The 22,354-nt window shown below is 58.2% G+C and carries 18 protein-coding genes; 7 read left to right on the forward strand and 11 right to left on the reverse strand.

Features of this window, described 5'->3' with window-relative positions:
• Positions 1-2: 2 nt before the first annotated feature.
• Complete coding sequence (locus NUW46_RS16040) at positions 3-1,271, reverse strand: MFS transporter (protein WP_222465295.1); 1,269 nt, start codon at positions 1,269-1,271, stop codon at positions 3-5.
• A gap of 180 nt (positions 1,272-1,451) precedes the next feature.
• Between NUW46_RS16040 and NUW46_RS16045 the strand changes: the two genes are divergently transcribed.
• From NUW46_RS16045 to NUW46_RS16065, 5 genes are all read left to right on the forward strand, one after another.
• Positions 1,452-3,311: a histidine kinase gene (locus NUW46_RS16045; RefSeq protein WP_418140668.1), complete on the forward strand. Its 1,860-nt coding sequence runs from the start codon at positions 1,452-1,454 to the stop codon at positions 3,309-3,311.
• A 17-nt stretch (positions 3,312-3,328) separates the two neighbouring features.
• Entirely contained in the window at positions 3,329-3,988 is a 660-nt protein-coding gene (narL, locus tag NUW46_RS16050; RefSeq protein ID WP_222465297.1) for a two-component system response regulator NarL, read from the forward strand.
• Positions 3,989-4,056: 68 nt separating this feature from the next.
• Positions 4,057-4,548: a ubiquinone anaerobic biosynthesis accessory factor UbiT gene (gene ubiT / locus NUW46_RS16055; RefSeq protein WP_418140669.1), complete on the forward strand. Its 492-nt coding sequence runs from the start codon at positions 4,057-4,059 to the stop codon at positions 4,546-4,548.
• Positions 4,549-4,945: 397 nt separating this feature from the next.
• Positions 4,946-6,358, forward strand: a complete 1,413-nt coding sequence (locus tag NUW46_RS16060; RefSeq protein WP_418140670.1) for a diguanylate cyclase — start codon at positions 4,946-4,948, stop codon at positions 6,356-6,358.
• A 76-nt stretch (positions 6,359-6,434) separates the two neighbouring features.
• The gene (locus NUW46_RS16065) at positions 6,435-6,761 is read left to right on the forward strand and encodes a carboxymuconolactone decarboxylase family protein (protein ID WP_222465299.1); all 327 of its coding nucleotides are present in this window, start codon (positions 6,435-6,437) and stop codon (positions 6,759-6,761) included.
• A gap of 15 nt (positions 6,762-6,776) precedes the next feature.
• On the opposite strand, the gene NUW46_RS16070 is transcribed toward NUW46_RS16065, so the two are convergent.
• Positions 6,777-7,670: a U32 family peptidase gene (locus NUW46_RS16070; RefSeq protein WP_418140671.1), complete on the reverse strand. Its 894-nt coding sequence runs from the start codon at positions 7,668-7,670 to the stop codon at positions 6,777-6,779.
• Between the two features lie 13 nt (positions 7,671-7,683).
• Entirely contained in the window at positions 7,684-8,679 is a 996-nt protein-coding gene (gene ubiU / locus NUW46_RS16075; protein WP_418142051.1) for a ubiquinone anaerobic biosynthesis protein UbiU, read from the reverse strand.
• Positions 8,680-8,986: 307 nt separating this feature from the next.
• Between ubiU and NUW46_RS16080 the strand changes: the two genes are divergently transcribed.
• Positions 8,987-11,002: a methyl-accepting chemotaxis protein gene (locus NUW46_RS16080; protein WP_418140672.1), complete on the forward strand. Its 2,016-nt coding sequence runs from the start codon at positions 8,987-8,989 to the stop codon at positions 11,000-11,002.
• Positions 11,003-11,118: 116 nt separating this feature from the next.
• Here the strand turns inward: NUW46_RS16080 and hemN are convergent, their stop codons facing one another.
• The gene (gene hemN / locus NUW46_RS16085) at positions 11,119-12,537 is read right to left on the reverse strand and encodes an oxygen-independent coproporphyrinogen III oxidase (protein WP_418140673.1); all 1,419 of its coding nucleotides are present in this window, start codon (positions 12,535-12,537) and stop codon (positions 11,119-11,121) included.
• A 206-nt stretch (positions 12,538-12,743) separates the two neighbouring features.
• On the opposite strand from hemN, the gene NUW46_RS16090 reads away from it, so the two are divergent.
• The gene (locus tag NUW46_RS16090; protein WP_418140674.1) at positions 12,744-14,276 is read left to right on the forward strand and encodes a cryptochrome/photolyase family protein; all 1,533 of its coding nucleotides are present in this window, start codon (positions 12,744-12,746) and stop codon (positions 14,274-14,276) included.
• 15 nt (positions 14,277-14,291) lie between these two features.
• Here the strand turns inward: NUW46_RS16090 and NUW46_RS16095 are convergent, their stop codons facing one another.
• From NUW46_RS16095 to NUW46_RS16125, 7 genes are all read right to left on the reverse strand, one after another.
• Positions 14,292-15,410 (reverse strand): ABC transporter ATP-binding protein, encoded by a 1,119-nt coding sequence (locus tag NUW46_RS16095; protein ID WP_069181798.1) that lies wholly within the window; start codon positions 15,408-15,410, stop codon positions 14,292-14,294.
• An 18-nt stretch (positions 15,411-15,428) separates the two neighbouring features.
• Positions 15,429-16,298, reverse strand: coding sequence for a carbohydrate ABC transporter permease (locus NUW46_RS16100; protein ID WP_418140675.1), 870 nt, complete (start codon positions 16,296-16,298; stop codon positions 15,429-15,431).
• Positions 16,291-17,217, reverse strand: coding sequence for a carbohydrate ABC transporter permease (locus tag NUW46_RS16105; protein ID WP_136629281.1), 927 nt, complete (start codon positions 17,215-17,217; stop codon positions 16,291-16,293). The genes NUW46_RS16100 and NUW46_RS16105 overlap by 8 nt, the downstream gene beginning before the upstream one ends.
• A 53-nt stretch (positions 17,218-17,270) precedes the next feature.
• Positions 17,271-18,530 (reverse strand): ABC transporter substrate-binding protein, encoded by a 1,260-nt coding sequence (locus NUW46_RS16110; RefSeq protein ID WP_418140676.1) that lies wholly within the window; start codon positions 18,528-18,530, stop codon positions 17,271-17,273.
• A 36-nt stretch (positions 18,531-18,566) separates the two neighbouring features.
• The gene (locus NUW46_RS16115; protein WP_418140677.1) at positions 18,567-20,006 is read right to left on the reverse strand and encodes a carbohydrate porin; all 1,440 of its coding nucleotides are present in this window, start codon (positions 20,004-20,006) and stop codon (positions 18,567-18,569) included.
• A 110-nt stretch (positions 20,007-20,116) separates the two neighbouring features.
• On the reverse strand, positions 20,117-21,583 hold the full coding sequence (locus tag NUW46_RS16120; protein ID WP_418140678.1) for an ATP-binding protein: 1,467 nt from the start codon (positions 21,581-21,583) through the stop codon (positions 20,117-20,119).
• Positions 21,570-22,286 carry a response regulator gene (locus tag NUW46_RS16125; RefSeq protein WP_222465308.1) on the reverse strand — a complete coding sequence of 239 codons (717 nt, stop codon included), beginning with the start codon at positions 22,284-22,286 and terminating at the stop codon, positions 21,570-21,572. Before NUW46_RS16125 ends, NUW46_RS16120 begins: the two co-directional genes overlap by 14 nt.
• Positions 22,287-22,354 lie beyond the last annotated feature (68 nt).

The following is a 22,354-nucleotide window of genomic DNA, read 5'->3' on the forward strand; positions in this document are numbered from 1 at the left end:
GCTTATATCCCCGGGTGGAGAAGATGTTCGCGCTCGTGCCGACGATTCTCCCGCGCAAACAGAAACAGGCAGCCCACAAGCAGCAGGAAAAGAATCATGAACACCGCACTGCGTATGCCGAGCCAGTGGTTAACACTGCTGAACACCACCGGCAGGGCAAACGCAACCGAGCAGGCACTCACCAGAAGCAGACCGGCGACAAAGGCCGCCACCGGACGGTTTTCGATGATCACCAAGCGCTGGAGGCTCCCCATGGTGCAGCCCATGGCAAGCCCTAGCGTGACCACGAACACGCCCTCCACGGGCATGGGCAAGGCGAACTCAACGCGGATGGTGGCGTCCACGCCCTGGATAAAGAGCGTCATTGGCGGGTAGGACAAAACAAACAGGGCGATCAGACAGACAACAAGGGCACGGCCAATCACCCGAGCACTGCCGAAGCGATCGGAAAGCGCGCCCCCAACCACCTGCGCAAGGGCACCTGGAATGACAAACCATTGCGCCAGCCGCGCGCCGGAGTCTACTGGCAGATCAAACTGGGAAGAAAGGTAATCGGGCAGCCACAGGGCCAACGCGAAGAAACTGCCGGCGACAACCCCGAAATAGCCACAAAGCTGACCGGCCCGCCTGGTCTGCATACGGTGCAGCAATACCCTGACCGATGTTTCGGCGGTTGGATCCGCCTCCGCATCTTCCGGATCCGTCAGCATGATCAGTAGCGCAATGATCAGCACCAGCACAATGAGATAGGCCAGTGGCACTCCGTGCCAGGAAAAGGCCTCGTGAAACAGTGGCACCAGGTAGTAGTTGAATCCCGCACCGGTGACACCCGCACCGAACACTCCCAGCACCAGGCCCAGGCGTGAGGATTCACAGTGCCCGGTCACGAACTGCAAACCGGCACTGTAAAAACCACCGGCCAGCCCCAGGCCTCCGGCGGCAACCAGGTAACCGGGGAACGTATCGGTAGTCAGGAGTATTACCATGCAGGCTGCGAGCCCGGCCAGACAAATAAGCATGATCCGGCGGGCACCAAATTTTTGCGCCGCCAGCCCGGCGGGAACCGCCAACGCCGCACCCACAGCCATCGGCATTGCCAGCAGGAAGCCAAACTGGAAGTTGCTCAGATCGAGTTCGGCGCGAAGATGAAGCCCGGCCACCGCGAAAAGGGTCCAGCAACCGGCAGCTACAACAAAGCCCGCCAGTGCCAACGGCAATACCACTGCCAATGACGCCAGCCGGTCATCTGCACGATCCGTTTCGGACTTCATTACCGTCGCTCTTATGGAAACCTGCTTTTAAGTGTCATCTTTTGATCGTAAAAGGGTCAAAGATTATGATGGGTTACCAACCATTGGGGTAATTGACTATCCTCAAGGAGGTATCACGGAATCCGGGTGTGGGGCATAATCCTTCTGCCCCTCCAAACGCATTGATGCGTAAGAGACTGAATGAAATCCAGAAGCCCGCTTGTAACCCGAATTGCCATCGTTGTTGGCGCCGTAGTGCTGACCGCCCTTGTCAGCATGGCAACCACCCTTGCGGTGTCCAAAAGCATCGAAGGCAATGCCACCGCGATCAATCTGGCTGGCGCCCTGCGAATGGGAGCCTTCCAGCTACTCGCCCGCAGTGCAGGCCCCTTTGCCGTCGAATCCGGGCAGGGATCAATCCGGGAACTGCTGGATCGGTACGAAACAAAGTTGGCCAACACCGGGATCACTGACGCTATTCCGAAGAACCCTGAGCATCCTCTGGCCCGCCAGTACCAGGCTATCCTCGACTCCTGGAAAGCCATGCTTCGCCCGGCGCTTCAGAATCACCTGCAGGGCACACCGGTCGATGATGCCATGCTGGACGCAACACAGAACTACGTGGACGATGTGGACCAGCTGGTTACCATGCTGGAACAGAGAACTGAAGCCCGCATTGACCTCCTGCACCTTATTCAGATCATCAGCCTGGCCTTCTCTATCCTGATCATTGTGGCGCTGTTCATTGATCTGAAAAACCGCATCCTTCGACCACTGCGAAAGCTGGTCAGTATCGCCATTGCTGTTGGCGAGCAGGACTTTACCCGTAAAGCCAACCTGGGCGGCTCCGACGAACTGGCGAAGCTGGGCCAAGCCTTCGACCAGATGACCAGCGAGCTGGCCCTGACCTACTACGAGCTGGAAGAAAGGGCCCGCCTGAAAACCGAGGAGCTCGAAAAGAGCCATGCGGCCCTGCAGCTCCTGCACTCCGCCAGTCGGGACCTTTTCGCCAAACACGACCTGTGTAACGGGGCGATTCCCATGCTTCAGGAGCTGGAGCAGCTACTGGGCATCGGCCCGATTCGCCTGTTCCTCCATGACAAACAATCCGCGGAACCCGTGGAGGCAATCACAACAGCCACTCGTGAAAGGCCCTTCTATTGCCGCGACCACCACTGCAATGCGTGCCTGGTGACACCAGAGGCGTACGACGAACTTCCCGTGGAATCCAACGACGGTCGCCGGCTCCTGCTTCCCATCCGCACACCCGGGCAACTGCTGGGCACCCTGGAGGTCTGGTACCCGGCCGAGGAAGGCCTGTCGAAAACCTCCCGCCGGCTTCTGGAAACCCTCAGCGACCAGCTGGCCACCGCCATTTTCCTGGAGCGGCAGATTACCGAGGAGCAGCAGCAGACACTGGCCGAGGAACGCACAGTAATCGCCCGGGAACTACATGATTCTCTTGCCCAGTCACTGTCGTACCTGAAAATGCAGGTTGCCCGGTTACGGCGTCTCAACATAGAGGGCGATCAGCAGCAGATTCACGAAGCCATTCTCGATGAACTGAGCACCGGCCTGAACAGCGCCTACCGGCAGCTGAGAGAGCTGCTGGCCACCTTCCGGTTAAAGCTGGATACTCCCGACCTTGCAAGCGCCCTGGAGAAAACCATTGAGGAATTTTCCGAGCGGTTGGGTAAGCCGGTTGAGCTGAAGTACAATCTGCCGCCACAGACCCTGTCTGCAAATGAGGAGATTCACACCCTGCAGATCGTCAGGGAGGGCCTTGCCAACGCAGTGAAGCACGCAGATGCCACAAACATAACCGTGGATGTTCTGTTCGAATCACCACAAGTGCGGGTACGTATCCGGGATAATGGCAAGGGCCTGCCCGGCAGTGATCAACCCATCAACCATTACGGCCTGATCATCATGCAGGACCGTGCCCGAACCCTGGGCGGCAAGGTCGAGGTAAGGAACCGGGATGAAGGGGGCGTGGAAGTTACCCTGGGCTTTGTTCCCAAAAGCCGGAATCTGATTCCCACTGAAGCATCAAAAGCCTGACAACAAGAGAGAGCCCCATGTCTGAGTCACCCGCAAGCATTCTGTTGATCGACGATCACCCGCTTCTTCGCCAGGGCATCAAACAGTTGATCGACATGGAAGACGACATGGTCGTGGCCGGGGAGGCCAGCAACGCCGCAAAGGGTATTCAGCTGGCTACCGAACTGGAGCCCGACCTGATTCTTATGGATCTGAACATGCCCGAGATGGACGGCATCGAAGCGCTGAGAAAGCTGCGGGAACAGAACATCAGCTCCCGCATTGTCATGTTTACCGTGTCGGACCAGGAAGACGACGTTGTTGCGGCACTTCGGGCCGGCGCCGACGGCTATCTGCTCAAGGACATGGAACCTGAAGACATGATCGCGCAGCTTCACCAGGCAGCAGTGGGCAAAATGGTGATCAGCGACCGACTGACCACGCTGCTGGCCGAAGCTCTGCGCTCCAACAAGCCCCAGCAGGCATCGCGCCCGGATTTCGACAGCCTGACACCCCGGGAGAAGGACATTCTGCGCCTGATTGCCGAGGGCCTTTCCAACAAGATGATCGGCCGCAAACTCGACATCAGTGACGGCACCGTCAAGGTTCACGTGAAGCACCTGCTGAAGAAACTGAATCTGCGCTCACGGGTGGAAGTTGCCGTTTGGGCGGTGGAAGAAGGCCTTCACAAAGGCTGAGTTATATCAAATCGTTGCAGAACGCTTTGCTTTACTCTGTGCCGGTTACTGACCGCCCGGAGTAAAGCATGGCTCTTCCATTACCTTCCATCGCCTCTCTGAACTCCCCTCTTTTTGCCCAAACGCTCTCGGTAGTTCGGGAATACCTGCCCTCCCCCGTGCCCATGCTGGGCACTATTGATCGCAACATCCCGGTCCCGCTCAAGCAGCTGGCTGCAGAAGCACCGCTGAACCGCATTTTCGCCCAGGCAATTGATGACGGGGAATTCGATGACTTCGAAGGCAGACGTATTCGCCTGGAGGTAAACGGCGGACAACCCGGTATCACCATTGGTTTCTGGGCCGGCCGCCTCAGGGTGATCGACGGCCCCGGCGAGGCAACCATCCGCGGCTCGCTGACCGCCTTCAAAAAGCTGGCTGAACGCAATCTGGATCCGGACCAGCTATTCTTCCAGCGTAAACTCGTTATCGAAGGTGATACCGAACTGGGATTGGCGCTCAAGAACCTACTGGACAGTGTCGAGTGGCGCTTCCACCTTCGTTATCTGCTGATGCGATGATGCTTCAGATTCGGTGGCCATTCTGCCATCGGGACAGGACGACAATGAGAGAGTAGCGCCAGGCGAGGAGCAAACAGTTCAAAATAAAGGCATAATCACCCAGTGAAACCTGCAACTACTCCTCATGGAGTAGGCCTTTAATAGGTATGGCACAGGCTGTCAGAGTGGGCGAGAATCATACCAAGACTTTTCCAAAGCTAATCCGCCAGATTCCATGACCAGCCCGCCACATCTATCAGCAGAATCATTTGCCGTTGCTGACCGTTTAAAGACCCCGGTTTGGGTTTTCGATATTGAAAACCTCGTTATGTGCGGGGCCAACGCTGCCGGAGTATCGATATGGGGCGCAGGAGATCTGGAGGAGCTACGCTCAAGGGATTTCGCTACGGAAATCTCAGTGTCCGCGCGAGCCCGCCTTCGGAACTATCTGGCCCGATTCAAAGCCGGCGAAACGGTGCTCGAGACCTGGACCCTCTACCCCAACGGCAAGCCAGTGCCCATGCGTTGTGTCTGTTCGGGCTTTCCCTTGCAGAATGGCCAGGGAATGCTGGTAGAGGCGCAGCCTGTTACAGAGCCGGATCTTCAGGCCCTTCGCGCCCAGGAGGCTCTGCGTCATACCCCAACGCTGATGTCCGCCTTTGATAGTCAGGGCAACTTGCTCACCCGTAATCCGTCGGCCATGACCATGCTGTCGGCTGGCGCAGATTTAACCAGCAGCTTCGCTCGCCAGTCAGACAGGGAAAAAGTACGCCTCTGGGCGGAAAGCGGCGCAGAAAGCTACTCGCTGGAAGCACCGGTTCAGACCAGCGCCGGGGCACGTTGGCATCGGGTGGATTTGCGACGGACTCTCGACCCTGCGACAGGCGAGCGTGTGATACTGGCCAGTGAAACGGACATTACAGCCCGGGTGGAAAGCGAAACGGCTTTGATCAACGCCCGCGAACGATTCGCTGCTCTGCTACAGAACCTTCGGGGCGGCATTGTGGTGGAAGATGAAAACCGCAAAATGTTGCTGGCCAACCAGAGCTTCTGTGACATATTCAGTATTCCTGTGCCACCGGAAGCACTGCATGGAATGGACTGTGCGGCCGCCGCGGAGCAGAGCAAAACGCTCTTCCGCGACCCCGACGCTTTTATCGCCGCCATTGAAGCCGCATTACGCGCCCGGCAAACCAGAACTGACGAGCTGCATCTGTGCGATGGACGGGTCCTGGAGCGCACCTACATTCCGGTCTTTAATGAGCAGACTTACGTTGGCCACCTCTGGCAATACTGGGACATAACCGACCATAAAAAGACCATGGCCAGGCTTGAGCACGAGGCCTTCCACGACCCCCTGACCGGACTATGGAACCGGCGACGTTTCGAACAGTCGCTGCTGGAGACTCACGAAGAAGCAATCCGGTACAGCCAGCCTTACTCCCTGGTCCTTGTCGACATTGACCACTTCAAGAGGGTCAACGATCAATTCGGCCATGACGCAGGAGATGTAACCTTACAGATCCTGACCGATGAGCTACGTCAGCGCCTGAGGCAGGCGGACCGGTTGGCACGATGGGGCGGGGAAGAATTTTTACTGCTGCTTCCGCAAACTTCATTGCAAGGGGCCCTGCTACTGGCCGATGCCCTTCGTAAGAGAATCAAGGAAGTATCCTTTCCTCTGGTGGGCCGCCTGACAATCAGCCTTGGCGTTGCTGAAGTTTCGCCAGATGAGCTGCCCCAGCATGCATTGATTCGGGCGGACAAGGCTTTATTCCGAGCCAAGACCAATGGTCGAGACCGGGTGGAGGAAGCTGAGTCGGGCACCTAGAGCACGCGCCCCGACTGAGCCTGTCTTTTAGAAACGTTCACGCACGCAAGTTAAACCCAATATCGAGGATAACCTGATGAAACGAGAAAACACCGACCTCCCCAAGACCTTTGTTGCCTTCACCGACCGCTTTCCGGAACTTCAGGAGGCACACCAACAGGTCGGCAAAGCCCTCGCCGATGCCGGCCCCCTGGATGAAAAGTCCCGTGCGTTGGTCAAACTCGGCGTTTGCGTCGGTGCGGGCCGCGAATCTGCGCTGAAATCCCACATTCGCCGCAGCCTGGAACTGGGCCTCACCCGTGAGGAAATTGAGCATGCGCTGGTGCTGGGCATGAACTCAATAGGCTTTCCGGCGACGGTTGCGGCCTGGCAGTGGGCACAGGAAGCGCTCAGCCAGAAATAGGGTTGGTCTGAAAGATCAACTCCCGACACGGTCCATCCCCGGCTTGCCATACCAGTACCCGTTGCAGGGTGGCGCCTCCACCAACTGCAGCGGGTCAGTGGCCGGTATCTCCCCTCGGCGTACCTGGTCAAAACGCCTGATCACTGCCTCCATGCCCTGATGCTCCGGGCTGAGGCGTACAGTACTGACGCCCATACGCTCCATGTCCGGTAGCTCCCGCATCAGGTCGTAACGGGAGCCGGACAAGGTGGAAATGCCGTTGATGCGAAACAGCTCCTGGCTTTCCCGGGAGCGCAACTCCATGCCGTCCGGATGCTGCAGGCAGCGGAACTCGCAATTGTCTTTGGGCAGATTGTAATGGCGGGCGGTAAAACAACGGGAGGACCAGGCCAGGGGCAGGAAGCCCCAGGAAAATACCTCGGCGGGGAGATCCAGTCCTTCCTGCTGCAGTTCCTTGATTAGTTGCTCAAGGGTTTCCTTGCCCAGTTCCACCGGCAGGCTCCAGGCTTTCAGGCCCTGCCTGGCGAGGATCTTCAGGGTGGCCGTGTTGTAGATGTTCATCGAGGGGCCGGTAATAAACGGAATCCGGTTCCGGATAGCCACTTGCAAGGCGCTCTGATCGTTGGCCTCCACCAGGAATTCACCCTGCTCACAGAATCGGCGCAAGCGACGCAAATCGGCCTCCGACTCAATCAGTGTGAGCGTGGAGAGCACTACATTCTTGCCACAGGCTTTCAGGTCACGGGCCAGATCCAGCCAGTCATCCGGTTTCAGTTCCCGCCGGCGAGAGCACACCACCTCGCCCAGATAAATGGTTTCCACCGGCCACTCGGCGGCATTGGCGTAGAAATCGAAAACCGTCTGCCTGGACCAGAACCACAGGATCGGCCCCAAGGATAACTTCAGCATGGGTGGTGAAACCTTATTTCCATTTGCGATGGTAGGCGCCCAGTGTGGTCAGGCCGCCTTCGGAAAGACCCGCCAGCGTTCGTTGCCATTGCGGTTCAACAGTAAAGCTTCCGGTGCCGTCCTCAAGATTATCCAGGGCATGGCGCCAGGTCCTGGCTACATCTGCGATGTAGGCAGGGCTTCGCTGACGCCCTTCAATCTTCACGGCACTGATACCCAGCGTCTGCAGCTCCGGCAACAGGTCCAGGGTGTTCAGGCTGACTGGCTCCTCAATGGCATGGTAAACGTTACCCTCCACCTCGAAACGGCCTTTGCAGAGCGTGGGATAACCGGCGGATTCACCCGGGCCATAACGGTCAATCAGCACATCGTTGAGACGGGATTCGAGCCCTTGCGGTGTTTCCTGCCAGCGCACCGCCTTGGCTGGTGAACAGGCACCGCGGGTATTGGGCGACTCGTCGGTCAGATAGGAGGAGAGATAGCAACGTCCCTCGGCCATGATGCACAGGCTGCCGAAGGCAAAGACTTCCAGCTCAACCGGGCTGTGTTTGGCCACGCCACGCACCTGGTCCAGCGACAAAACCCGGGGCAGCACGGCCCGACGAATGTCGAAATTGTCCTTGTAGAAGGAGAGCGCTTCGTGGCTGGTGGCAGATCCCTGAACCGACAGATGCCTGGGGATATGCGGGTACCGGTTGGCGGCATAATCCAGCAGGCCCATGTCGGCCAGGATAATGGCGTCCACGCCGAGACTCGCGGCGCGGTCTACCGCCCCCTTCCACTGCTCCCAGCCATCTGGCTGGGGGTAGGTGTTGATGGCACAGAAAACTCTCGCGCCTCGGAGGTGAGCGTACTCGATACCCTCGGCAGCGCGTTTATCGTTGAAGTTCAGGCCGGCAAACTGGCGGGCGTTGGTGCTGTCTTTAAAACCGAAATACACGGCGTTGGCGCCGTTATCAACGGCGGTTTTCAGGGCCGGGAGGCTGCCGGCCGGGCAGACAAGTTCCATGGCATTCTCCACTGCAAGAATGCTCATACGTTACCGTCACTTACGCAGTAACTGCCTTGACCATTGTCAGCCTCGGGCAAGCCGCTCTCCTCGCTGGTTCATCGAACGAGAGAACTACCCCGGGAGAGGTACCCTCAGCAATGCTACTCACCAGCAACGTTTCTTGATCAATATCAGGCGATTAACACAAGATCACAGGAACTTACACACCTGAAACTACCCCATCGGCTACCCCGTCAAGATTATAGAACCTGCCTGGGACAGGCCGGGATAATTGACTCAACGTCTATTTGATCAAGGCACGGCTATGAAACTCATTAACAACCTCTCTATGCGAGGCAAGCTGGTTACCCTCGTGGTACCGGCTCTGCTCGTTATTCTCTTCTTTGCCGCAGGCAGTATCGTGCTGAGCTATGGAAAACTCGGCGACATGCGTGAGCTGGGCGAAATGGTGGAACTGGCCCAAGCCGGCGATCCGCTGACCGAAGCCTTGCAAAAAGAGCGTGGCCGTTCTGCAGTGTTCCTTGCCAGCAAACCGGGAAGCGATGCTGCTCGCCAGGCTGAGAGAGACCTCAGGGACCAACGGAACCAGACCGACAGCCGGATCTCAGCCTACTTTCGCGAAATCGAGGCCCTGATGGCTGACACGGAGTTCGATCAGTCGGTTGAAACAAGCATTCGGTCTGTCCGCGAGGGCCTCGGCAATCTCGGTGCCCTCCGCAACTCGGTGGACAACCGCAGCGACGCTGCTCCCCGCTATACAGCGATGATTATGGATCTGATCGACCGGATTGGCCTCATCGTCCGGCGCTCGACGGATCCCGAAATCACTCGCGAGGTTAACGGTTACTATGCCCTCGCCAACGTCGCAGAGATGGCCGGTCGCGAGCGGGCTGTCGGCGCGTCGATGATTCGCAGCGGTGACTTCAATCTGCCTACCGTGGCCCAAATTGCACGACTTGGTGGCCATCAGGAAGCCTACCTGAATGAAGCCATGGCCATGCTCTCGGCGGATGACAAGACACGTGAAACCCTGGAAAAACAGCACCTGAGTGTCGCTAGCCGGGCTCTGGCGGAGCGTCGTGAAACCTTGTTCAGCAGTCCATCTGGCATGTATGCACTGGACGCATCTGAGTGGTTTGCCACCACAACCCAGAGAATCGGTGTCCTCAATCAGGCCAGACAGGAAATGCTCTCCGGACTCATGAGCCTCACCTCGGCAGGCGTCGCCGATGCCCGTCGGGACCTGATGGTGGCTGCCGTCATTTCCGCCGGCGCGGTTCTGATCGTCTTGATCCTGATGCTGGTTATCATCCGGGCGATCAATTTGCAGGTCGGTCGACTGCTGGATGGAGTACGCTTTGCCATGGACCACAAGGACCTGACCCGCGAAATCGAAATTTCGAGCCGCGATGAAGTGGGCACAATTGGCAAGGCCATCAACGAGCTGTTCGGTCGCTTTGGCAACGCACTGCTGCACATCGACAAATCCAGCGTCCAGCTAGCCACTGCCACGGAAGAAACCAGTTCCACCGCCGGCCAGAACGCCAGCCAGGTGAAGAACCAGCAGCAACAGATTGAGCAAGTGGCGGCGGCGACCGAAGAGATGTCTGCCACTTCCGAGGAAATCTCACGGAACACTCAGCAGGTTGCTGATGCCGCACGCAGTGCCATGGAGAAAAGCCGGAGTGGCGAGCAGGTATTGCACGGAAGCGTGAAGAGTATCCGGTCGCTGGCCAGGTCGGTTCAGAAGGTGAACGAGGTGATCGAAGAGCTGGAAAGCCGCAGCTCAACCATCGCCGATGTGGTCGATGTGATCCGGAAGGTTGCCGACCAGACCAACCTGCTGGCGCTGAACGCGGCTATTGAAGCCGCCCGCGCCGGCGAGCATGGTCGAGGGTTTGCGGTGGTCGCCGACGAAGTCCGCACGCTGGCGCAGCAGACCCATGAATCCACCACCCAGATCGAGGAGATTATCACCAGCTTTCAGAGCATTACAGACAATGCCAGCCGCTCGATTGTCGAAAGCCATAAGTTGGCTAACGCCACCAGTGAGCAGGCGTCCGAACTGGAGCAGACCTTCGCGGATATCCTGACCGATGTGAACAGCATCTCCGATATGGCCAGCCAGATTGCCACGGCCTCTGAGGAACAGGTAGCCGTTACAAGGGAACTGGCAGGCAGCATGGAATCGGTCAGTGAGGCCGCCATTCTGACCCTGACCGGCTCCCAGGAAATCACCCAGGTAACCGGCGAGCAGGCAAGGCTGGCGAGGGTGCTTCAGGATCTGGCCAATGAGTTCAAGGTGCCGGCGTATAGCTGACGCCAGTAGATGCACAAAGGGGCTGTCCGGTAACGGGCAGCCCCTTTTTTAATTTGGAAAAATGAAAAGGGGTCAGATGAAAGCCTTCATCTGACCCCGTCTTCGGTTCCCGCCTATCAGATAATCCGGGAGAACCGCTGGCTGGCGCCTTCCTTGCGATAGAGATCAAAGATCTGGCAGATAGCCCGGATCAGCAGACGGCCGGCAGGCTGAACCTGAAGCGCATTGCCATCATCTGCTATCAACTCATCCTGAATCATGGGCTTCAGACGGCTGAGCTCATCGGCAAAATAGCGGTTCAGATCTTCCTGCCAGACATCTGCAAACAGCTGACGATCCAGCCGGAACTGGCAGATCAGCTGGCCGATCACCCAGCGGCGAATCCGGTCGTCGCGAGTCAGATTCACGCCCTTGGTGATGGCCAACTGACCGGCATCAATGGCGGCCTCCCAGGAAGGCAGGTCGTGATTGTTCTGGAAATAGGCATCGTCGGTCTGGCCGATAGCGGAAACACCGAGCGACACCAGGTCGCATTCGGAGTGGGTGGTATAGCCCTGGAAATTCCGGTGCAGGCGGCCTTCGCGCTGTGCCACAGAAAGGCTGTCGTCCGGCTTGGCGAAATGGTCCATGCCGATGTATTCATAACCGGCGTCCAGCAGGCGATTGATGGTGTTGTGCAGGATGGTCAGCTTCTGCTGCGGACTGGGCAAGGTGTCGCCCTGAATCCGGGTCTGCGGATAAAAGCGGTCCGGCAGGTGGGCATAGCTGAACACCGACAGCCTGTCCGGAGACATCTCGATTACCGCTTCCAGTGTCTCGGCAAAACTTTCCGGCGTCTGATACGGCAGGCCGTAGATCAGGTCCAGGTTGATGGACCGGAAGCCGATGCGCCGCGCTTCGTTGAGGACGGCTTCGGTCATGTCCCTCGGCTGGATGCGGTTCACGGCTTTCTGAACCTCAGGGTTTACATCCTGTACCCCCAGACTGATCCGGTTGAAGCCAAGTTTCCAGAGCGTGGGCAGCGTGTCCTGGTCCACTTCCCGCGGATCAATTTCCACGCTGTAATCCCGCTCATCACCGGTTTGCAGGTTGAACAGCTCACCGTATCCCGCCATCAGGTGCTCCATCACATCTTTTGGCAGGAACGTGGGGGTACCGCCGCCCCAGTGCAGCTGGGTTACCGGCCGGTCGGCCCCGAACAGTTTTGACTGGATGGCCGCCTCTTTCAGCACCCGCTCCACGTAGGGCATGGCTTTGTCGCGCTTCTTAGTGATCACCTTATTGCAGGCGCAGTAGTAACAGAGGTGCGCGCAGAACGGCAGGTGGGTGTAGAGCGACAGCGGACGGTTGCTGGCCTTGCTGCGGGCCGCAGCCTTGACCATCTCTTCAATCGGGTAGTTCTGGTTGAACTCGACGGCCGTGGGATAGGAGGTGTACCTCGGGCCGCTCAGGTCGTAGCGGCGGATCAGGGCGTCATCCCAGATGAATTCTGGCAGTGTTGAGTCCTGGGCTTTGAGTGCGGGTGTGGAGGTCATAATAAGCGCTCTGGGGTATAACGGGGGCATCGAGGATTTGCCGGCATTCTAGGGCAATCCTTTGGCTGGCTTCTTGATTCGGGTCAGGTGACTGATGGTTTGAGTTTACCAGCCTGGATACTGAACCACCCTTGGGCTCTTGGCGTACTTGGTTTACCCCTTTGTGGGCATAGCCCGCAGCTTACTGACTGGAGGATTCCCCCACCATGGCCAACCTGATTCTGATTCTCGGCGACCAGTTAACGAGAAACATCAGCGCTCTCGACAGCGCCGACAAGGATCGGGATCTGGTGGTGATGGCCGAAGTTCATGACGAAGCCAGCTACACCAATCACCACAAGAAGAAGATTGTGCTGCTGTTCAGCGCCATGCGCCATTTTGCCCGGCAACTGGAGAGCGATGGCTGGCAGGTGCACTACCAGCCGTATCACCCGGACAACAAGCACCAGAGCCTCGAAGCGGTGGTTTGCGAGCAGGTGGAGCGTATCAACGCGGAAAAAGTCATCACCACCGAGTGCGGGGAATGGCGGCTGCACGAACAGATCAGTGGCTGGCATGAACGCCTCGGAGTGCCGGTGGAGATCCGCCCGGATACACGGTTCATTGCCACCAAGCAGGAATTTACGGACTGGGCCGAAGGCCGGAAACAGTTGCGGATGGAGTTCTTCTACCGGGAGATGCGGCGCAAGACCGGTTTGTTGATGACCGCCGATGGTGAACCGGAAGGCGGGCAGTGGAATTTCGATGCCGACAACCGCAAGAAGTGGACCGGAAAGCCGCCGGCCCCGGCGACCTTTCGGGTGGAACCGGATGCCATTACCCGGGAGGTGATCGCGCTGGTGGACGAGCATCTTGCCGATCATTTCGGCACCACCGACGACTTCCACTTCGCCGTGACGGCGGAAGACGCACAGGCGGCGCTTGAGCACTTCATTGACTATGCCCTGCCCTGCTTTGGCGATTACCAGGACGCGATCTCCGACACTGAAGACTGGCTGTTCCATTCCATCCTGTCGCCCTATATCAACTCCGGGCTGCTGGATCCGCTAACGGTTTGCGAAGCGGCGGCCCAGGCCTGGTATTCGGGACGGGCACCGATCAACGCGGTGGAGGGCTTTATCCGGCAGATCCTGGGGTGGCGGGAGTTTGTTCGGGGCATTTACTGGATGAACATGCCGGAGTATGCCCAGGAGAATCGCCTGGGCAACACCCGCTCCCTACCCTGGTTCTACTGGACCGGGGATACGAAAATGCGTTGCATGCACAAGGCCATCGATGCCACCCGCCGCAACGCCTACGCCCATCACATCCAGCGGCTGATGGTCACCGGCAACTTCGCACTGCTGGCAGGCATCAAACCAGAGGAAATCTGCGACTGGTACCTGGCGGTCTACGCCGATGCCTACGACTGGGTGGAACTGCCCAACGTGCTAGGCATGGTGATGCACGCCGATGGCGGTTACCTGGGCTCCAAGCCCTACGCCGCCAGCGGGAAGTACATCCAGCGCATGTCGGACCACTGCGCCAACTGCCACTATAAGGTGAACAAGGCCACCGAAGAGGACGCCTGCCCGTTCAACGCCCTGTACTGGCATTTCATAGATCGCCATCGGGACGACTTCGCCAACAACCCGCGAATGGGCATGATGTACAGGAACTGGAACAAGCAGAAACCCGAGAAACGGGAAGCGTTGCTCCAGCGCGCCGAATACCTGCTGGCGAACGTGGAGCAACTATAAAGCCGCAACAGCCAGTCAGTGCGGGGCGATCCGCTTTTCTGTGTCCGGATCGAAGAACACGACCTTTTTCATATCGAACATCAGCTCGGCAGTCTCGCCCCAGGTCACCGGGTGCTCCGGGTCGATCCGGCAATGGACGTTGGTATCGTTCAGCTGAATCAGAGCGATCACATCCGGACCGGTGGGCTCGGTGACTTCAATCGTGAACTCACCTTTCGCCACCAGAGACTGGTCGTTCTTCTGATCCTGGGGCTGGGTGATGTGCTCCGGTCGGATACCGAGAATCACCTTTTTTCCAACCCGGTTGGCCAGGTAATCCGGCACCGGAAGCCTGAGGGTGCCGCCATTGTTTCCCCGTACCTCAGCATACAGCCCCTGTTCTCCCTGGGCCACTGTCACCGTCACAAAGCTCATGGCCGGCGACCCCATGAAACCGGCCACAAACAGATTGGCAGGGGTGTTATAGACCTCTTTTGGAGTGCCCAGCTGCTGCAGTTCGCCGTCCTTGAGCACGGCAATCCGGTCCGCCAGGGTCATCGCCTCGATCTGATCGTGGGTTACGTACACGATGGTGGTTTTCAGGCGCTGATGCAGCTTCTTGATCTCGGTACGCATCTCCACCCGCAGCTTGGCGTCCAGGTTGGACAACGGCTCGTCAAACAGGTAGATGCGCGGCCGCCGGGCCAGTGCCCGGCCCATGGCGACCCGCTGCTGCTGGCCGCCGGACAGGTTGGCCGGCTTCTTGTTGAGCAACTGGGAGATTTGCAGCAAATCGGCCACGCGCTCCACTTCCTGATCGATCTCGTGCTTTGGCAGACCGCGAATCTTCAGGCCGAAGGCGATGTTCTCGCGCACGGACATGGTCGGGTAAAGGGCGTAGGACTGGAACACCATGGCGATGTCCCGGTCTTTGGGCTCCATGGTGGAGATGTCCTTGCCGTCGAGCACTATCGAACCGTCGCTGATCGTTTCCAGACCGGCGATGGTGTTCATCAGCGTGGACTTGCCACAGCCGGACGGGCCCACAAGAATGATGAATTCACCGGAGGCGATGTCGATGTCGATCCCCTTTAGGGTTTCCTCGGCCACGCCCGGATAGGTTTTGCGGATGCTCCGCAGTTCCAGTTGAGACATTGTTGTTATCCTCTCAGATCAACCTTTCACAGATCCGGCGGTCAGACCCCGGATGAAATATTTGCCGGCGACGATGTAGACCACCAGTGTGGGCAACGCCGCGATCATGGCCGCCGCCATATCCACGTTATATTCCTTTACCCCGGTGCTGGTGTTGACCAGATTGTTCAGCGCCACGGTGATGGGCTGACTATCACCGCTGGCGAACACCACGCCAAACAGGAAGTCGTTCCAGATCTGGGTGAACTGCCAGATCAGCGACACCATGAAAATGGGTGTGGACATGGGCAGCAGGATGCGGAAGAAAATGGTGAAAAAGCCGGCACCGTCCAGGCGCGCTGCCTTGATCAGGGCATCCGGAATGGCCACGTAATAGTTTCTGAAGAACAGCGTGGTAAAGGCCACCCCATAGATCACGTGCACCAGCACCAGACCAGTTGTTGTGTTGGCCAGGCCCAGTTTCCCCAGGGTGGCTGCCATCGGTAACAGAACCACCTGGAACGGCACGAAGCAGCCGAACAGCAGCATGCCAAAGAACAGGTCAGAGCCCTTGAACTTCCACTTGGACAGCACATAGCCGTTGAAGGCACCCAGCAACGTGGAAATCAGTACCGCGGGCACGGTCATCTTGAACGAGTTCCAGAAATACCCACTGATCCCTTCGCACTGGACCCCGGTACAGGCCTCGGACCAGGCTTTGGTCCAACCGAAGGTAGTCCACTCCGTGGGCAGGGCCATCAGGTTGCCGGTGCGGATATCCATGGGTGTCTTGAAGCTGGTCACCAGCATGATGAACAGCGGAATCAGGTAGACTAGGGCGGCCAGGAGCAAGAGCCCGTAGATGGCCACGCGGCTCGGACGAAAGCCGGTGCGAACGACATCAGTCATGGCGTTTCTCCCTCAGTTCCGAGTACAGGTAGGGCACGATCAATGCCAGGATGGCGCCAAGCATCAACATGGCACTGGCGGAACCCAGGCCCATCTGGCCGCGGGTGAAGGTGTGGGCGTACATGAATACCGCCGGCAGGTCGGTGGAATAGCCCGGACCACCAGCGGTCATGGCCATCACCAGGTCAAAGCTCTTGATCGCAATGTGGGCCAGTACCATGACGGCACTGAAGAATACCGGCCGCAGGGACGGCAGGATGATTTTCCAGTAGATCAGCGGCAGGCTGGCGCCATCGACCCGGGCGGCCCGGATAATGGATGAATCCACACCGCGAAGCCCGGCCAGGAACAGAGCCATGACGAAGCCTGATGCCTGCCAGACCGCGGCCATCACGATGGTATAGATGGCCATGTCCGAGCTCACCAGCCAGTCGAAGCTGAACGACGTCCAGCCCCAGTCGTGCATCAGCTTTTCCAGCCCGAGGCTGGGATTGAGGATCCATTTCCAGACGGTGCCGGTGACAATCATCGACAGGGCCATGGGGTAGAGATAGATGGTGCGGATGGCACCTTCCTGACGAATCCGCTGATCCAGGAAAATCGCCAATATCACGCCAATAACCAGGCAACTGAGAATGAAAAGGCCGCCAAAAATGCCCAGATTGACAGAGGCGGTCAGCCAGCGGTCGTTGGCCATCAGCTTGGCGTACTGATCGAAGCCGACAAAGTCATAAACCGGCAGGAAGCTGGAGCTGGTGAACGACAGAACGCCGGTCCAGAGCATGTAGCCGTATATGCCAACACCGATAAGAACGAATGTGGGTGCCACAACCAGCTTTGGCAGCCAGCGCTGCAACGCGTCCAGAAAGCGTGACGGCGCCCGGGCCACCCTGGCAGGTTGGCGTTGAGTGTGTTCCATGATGAGTCTCCCGAGAGGATAGGGGGCCACCCGGACGGGTGGCCCCTACCGGATCAGAGCGCCGCCTGGATGGCCGCTGCCAGCTGATCGGTGGCCGTGGCCGGATCCTTGTTATCGGAGTTCACGAAGTTGGTGACAACGTCAAAGATCTGGCCCTGCACATAGCTGGTGGTGGCCAGGCCATGGGCAAAGCTGGGCACCAGTCCGCCGTCGTCAGCACTGCTCTTGAACGTGTCCATGGACGCCTGGGCGCAGGTGTCAAAGCCGGACATGTCCATGTCGGTACGGACCGGGATCGAGCCCTTGGCCTTGTTGAACACGGTCTGGAACTCTGGCTCCATGATCGTGCGGGCCAGGTCTTTCTGCGCCTTGGTGTTGTCCTCATCGCTGAGGCTGAACATGGCGAACGAGTCGACGTTGAAGGTGAACTGGCCACCAGTACCTGGGGCCGGGGCACAGATGTAATCCTCACCAGGAGTCAGGCCAGCAGCAGTGAACTCCCCCTTGGCCCAGTCGCCCATGATCTGCATGGCCGCCTCGCCTCGAATAACCATGCCGGTGGCGGTGTTCCAGTCACGGCCGGCTGCATTGTCATCCACGTAGCTCATCACCTTGGCAAACTCGGCGAAGACCTCTTCCATCTGTGCGCTGTTAATCACGTCCATGTCATGCTCAACGAAGGCACTGGCAAAGTCTTCCGGGCCCATGACCGCAAGAGCCACGGCCTCGAAAACCGTTGCGTCCTGCCAGGGCTGGCCACCATGGGCCAGGGGAACAATGCCATCGGCTTTCAGCTTCTCGGCCGCGGCGTAGAATTCTTCGAGGGTCGTGGGCAAGGAAACCCCGGCGTTCTCAAGTACCTCCGGGTTGGCCCAAAGCCAGTTAACCCGGTGCACATTCACCGGTACGGCGACATAGCTGTCCTCGTACTGCATGACATCGGCAATAACCGGCGGAATCAGCTGATCCCAGTTGTTGGCCTCGGCCACATCATCCAGGCTGGTTAGAAAGCCCAGCTTGGCCCACTCCCGGATATCCAGGCCCTTGATCTGGGCTGCAGCCGGCGGGTTGCCGGAAACAGCGCGGGTCTTGAGCACAGTCATGGCCGCTTCACCGCCACCACCGGCCACGGCAAAGTCTTTCCAGGTGTGGCCCTGCTCTTCCATCATTTCCTTCAGTGCAGCCGCGGCCCGGGCTTCACCGCCAGCGGTCCACCAGTGCAGAACTTCTACTTCGCCCGCCTGGATGGCCTGGGTGGGAAGCAAGGCTGCAGATACGGCTGCAGCAGCAAGCGTTTTCTTGAACTTAGTCATGGTCAATTCCTTCCTGTTTTGTTGTCCAGATCAGGTTCAGAACCAGATTTCCATCTGGGTACCAAAGGTCCACTGACTGCTTTCGAAATCACTGTCGCCGCCAAGTGCATCGCCAGCAGCGTAGGTTTCAAGCTCGTCATCCCAGGTTGAGTAACTTGCAAACACGCGGATTTCCGGACGGTTCCAGAATCCGCCGACCTGGGGCTTGAAGGTGGGCGCTACCGTAAAACGGCTGTAGTCGCCATCCACGGAATTTCTACCCTGGTAGCCGAGGGTGGTGAGATCCATGGTCTGCCAGGAGGCCTCGTACTGCATTTCAAAATTCGCACTCAGTTCCTGGGCAACACGGGCATTGAAGGTCAGCCACTGGTATTCGTCGCCCTTGATGTAACGGTCCTCACTGGTTTCCGCCAGAATCGCCGGGGCAAACCGCCAGCTTTCGCTGAGATAGGTGGTGCCGTAGACAGCAACACGGGTGCTGACTGCATCCTCATGCAGGTCGCCATCAGCGCCGATGTTCTTGGTTTCGGCACCCAGACCGGTGCCGTGGATGACCGCGGCCTTGAAGTTACCGTCTGACAGCCCGAAGAAACTGTCCCCGTGATACGCCAGCATGGTGTGCAAGCCGGTTTCGGCAGCTTCAGTGACACCACCAACCACGCGGAGATCGTTTTCCTGGGCCTTCATGCCATTGATCAGAAACTGCACGTTACCGAAGTAGTTATTGGCGGTAAGGATCAGGTTGTCTGTGTCTGATGTGATGTCCTGGTCCTGAATGTCGGAAGGGAATTCCAGAAAGCTTCGGCCGTAGAGGGAGAAGTTGGACTTTACGCCGTCCGCAAAGGTCACGTCGTAGACGCCCGCGCCCAGACCACCCAGAAAAACGATGTCGCTGTCGAGCCAGTGGATATCGAAATTCAGGTCCCGGTCAAAACGCTTGCCAGCCCATATCGCGGCCTCCTCGAAAACACCGGAAAAACTGGCCAGGTTACTGAATTCCACGTAGGCCTGACGAACGTTCAGAGCGCCATCGCCGGCGGTCCAGTCATTCGAAGACGTTGTGGAATCGGCGATCATCAGCCGGTAGTGGGATCTGGTACCGTTCTCGGCCACCTGTTTGTAGTTCAGGATGGCTTCAAGGTAGGTATCAGGCTCATTGCCGAGGCGGCCCACAGCGCCACCAACGGAGCCCGCGGGGGTCAGGTAAGGACCACCCTGTGCGCTTTGCAGGTCGCCATTGAGAAGCAGCCCGGACCGGGCATAGGTATTGAACGAAAAGCCCTCCAGGCCACTGGCCTTCGGTTCCACTTCGGCCAGCTTTGCCTCAAGGGCCGCGAGCCGCTCTTCGACCGTCTGGTCCTGGGCCTGCGCCTGTCCGGCCATCAGACCCAGCGATGCCAGGCCAACCGCAGCGGGCAACAGACGTGCGATAGGTGTTCTTTTTGCAGGGGTAGTGCCATCGATAACATTGAGCATTCTTGACTCCTTGTTTTTGTTTTATTGGCAACGATGGAGTCTATGGCAAGAAACGAACACTCTACGTATCAAAGGGAAATAGCCATGTAACAGGGTTGTTACATGGGCTGTCAGTGGCGCGGCAAACTAAGCTCTACATGCAGCCCACCGGCGGGGCGGTTACTGATCTCCAGGTCACCGCCATGGCTTTGTGCGATGTTACGGGCTATTCCCAGACCGAGACCAAAACCCTGGTGCTGGTTTTTATCCAGCCGGTAATACGGCTCGAAGATGCGGGACAACTGTTCCTCGGAAACACCGGGGCCCTCATCCTCCACGTGGATCACCAGTTGGCCCGCCATGTCTTCAATTCGCACCAGGGCTGTGTTGCCATACTTGACGGCGTTATCCACCAGGTTTCCAAGGCATCGTTTCAGAGCCAGAGGCTTGCCCCGATAAGGGCTGCAGTGGCCCTGCACGATCACCCTGTCGGGCCCGTCGCCCTGATAGGCTTCTGCCATTCCCCGAAGCATACGCTCCACATCCACGGGCTCGGCATTTTCGTGTATATCGGTGTCTTTCATGGACTGGAGGGCATTTTTTGCCAGTAGCTCCAGCTCATGGAGATCAGCCTCCAGGCGTTCGCGCATAACGTCGTCGTCAATCAGATCCACCCGCAAACGCAACCGTGTGATCGGGGTTTTGAGATCGTGGGAAATGGCACGGAACAGCTGATTCCGGTCGCTGATGTAACTTTGCAATCGGCGACGCATGGTATTGAAGCTTCGGGTCACTGCCCGAATCTCCGCACTGCCCTTTTCCACCAGTGGGGGCTGATCATCCTCCAGGGGCAGATCCCGGGCGGCCTTGGCCAGCTTGCGTAGCGGACGCGTCTGTTGGCGGATCAGCCATGCAAGTACCGGAAACAGTATGGCGATCATTACCACCAGGAACAGGACCTGCTGCCCGGGAATACCCTCATCCTCAAGCGACACGAAGGGGGCCGGCAGTGCCGCGGCCAGGTATAGCCATTCGCCGTCAGCGACTTCAACCTGGGTAACCAACACTGGTGGATTCAGGGGCTCCAAGGTCAGTGCATAGTGGGCCCAGGACTGTGGCAGCGCATCAAGTGGCAACTCAGTGTTCAGGATCCTCAAATCGGCTGGATCCACAAAGTCGACGTAGAGGTTGATCTCATTACCCAGTCTTTTGCGAAGTACCGTTTCGACCTCTTCCGTTACCAGCCGTTTCCGCTCAGTGTCCGGTAAAGGCTTCATATCGATACGTTTGTCATTGAGAGAGACGAAAAAGCGGGTCCCGCCCATGTCCCGTAGCTGATCGAGCACGATATGACGGTATTCCAGCGGAAGCGAATTGAAGAATTGCGCCGTTGCAGCAGCCGACTGCGCCAGGTTACGGGTGGTGGCCACCAGACCCTCAACCTGCTGGGCCCGGAATGTAGCAATCCAGGCGGCGCTGGAAATAATCTGGGCACTCGCCATTGCCAAAAGCGTAAGCAGAAGCACCCGCCCGAGCAGTGAGGAGGGAAACCAGCGCCAGTTTCTTTCCTCCGATCGACCTTCCCTACTCGGAAACATGGGTCACCGTTGCCGCCAGAAGGTAGCCGGCGCCCCGCACAGTCTTGATCAACCTGGGATTACGCCCCTGATCGCCCAACCGTTGCCGTAAACGACTCACCGCCACATCCACCACCCTGTCCAGGGGCATGGATTCACGGCCACGGGTAACGTCAGAAATAGTGTCACGGTCCAGCACTTCATTGGGATGACTGAGAAACAGCTGGAGCAGGGCAAAGTCTGCGCCGGACAGCGCCGTGCCCTGCTGATTCTCGTCGATCAGTTCGTGGGCCAGGGTATCTAAACGCCATCGATCAAAGACGACGTAGCGGGGGTTGTCGGATCGACTGAAGCTGGCCCTGCGAAGAAGCGCCTTGACTCGGGCCTGTAGCTCCCGGGCACTGAAGGGTTTGGCGAGGTAGTCATCGGCGCCCAGCTCTAGCCCAACAACCCGATCAGTTTCGTCGGAGCTCGCCGTGAGCATAATGATCGGCACCCGACTGTGTTCACGAATCTGCCGACACAGGGTGAAACCGTCATCGCCGGGCAACATGACATCCAGAACAATCAGGTCAACATGAGCCGAATCCAGCTGTTGACGCATCTGATCGCCGTCGCCCGCGGTCCTGACCTCATACCCGACCCGGGTCAGATGCTCTTCCAGCAGCTCACGGATCGCAGCGTCGTCATCCACTACCAGTATCGATGCTTTTCTTTCATTCATGGGTTGGACTTTGTTGTTATTCATACCTATCAGAATATGTCCTAACGTTGTGCAGCAAAAGCCCCACA

The organism is Marinobacter sp. MA (assembly GCF_048298425.1).
GTDB classification, from domain to species: domain Bacteria; phylum Pseudomonadota; class Gammaproteobacteria; order Pseudomonadales; family Oleiphilaceae; genus Marinobacter; species Marinobacter salsuginis.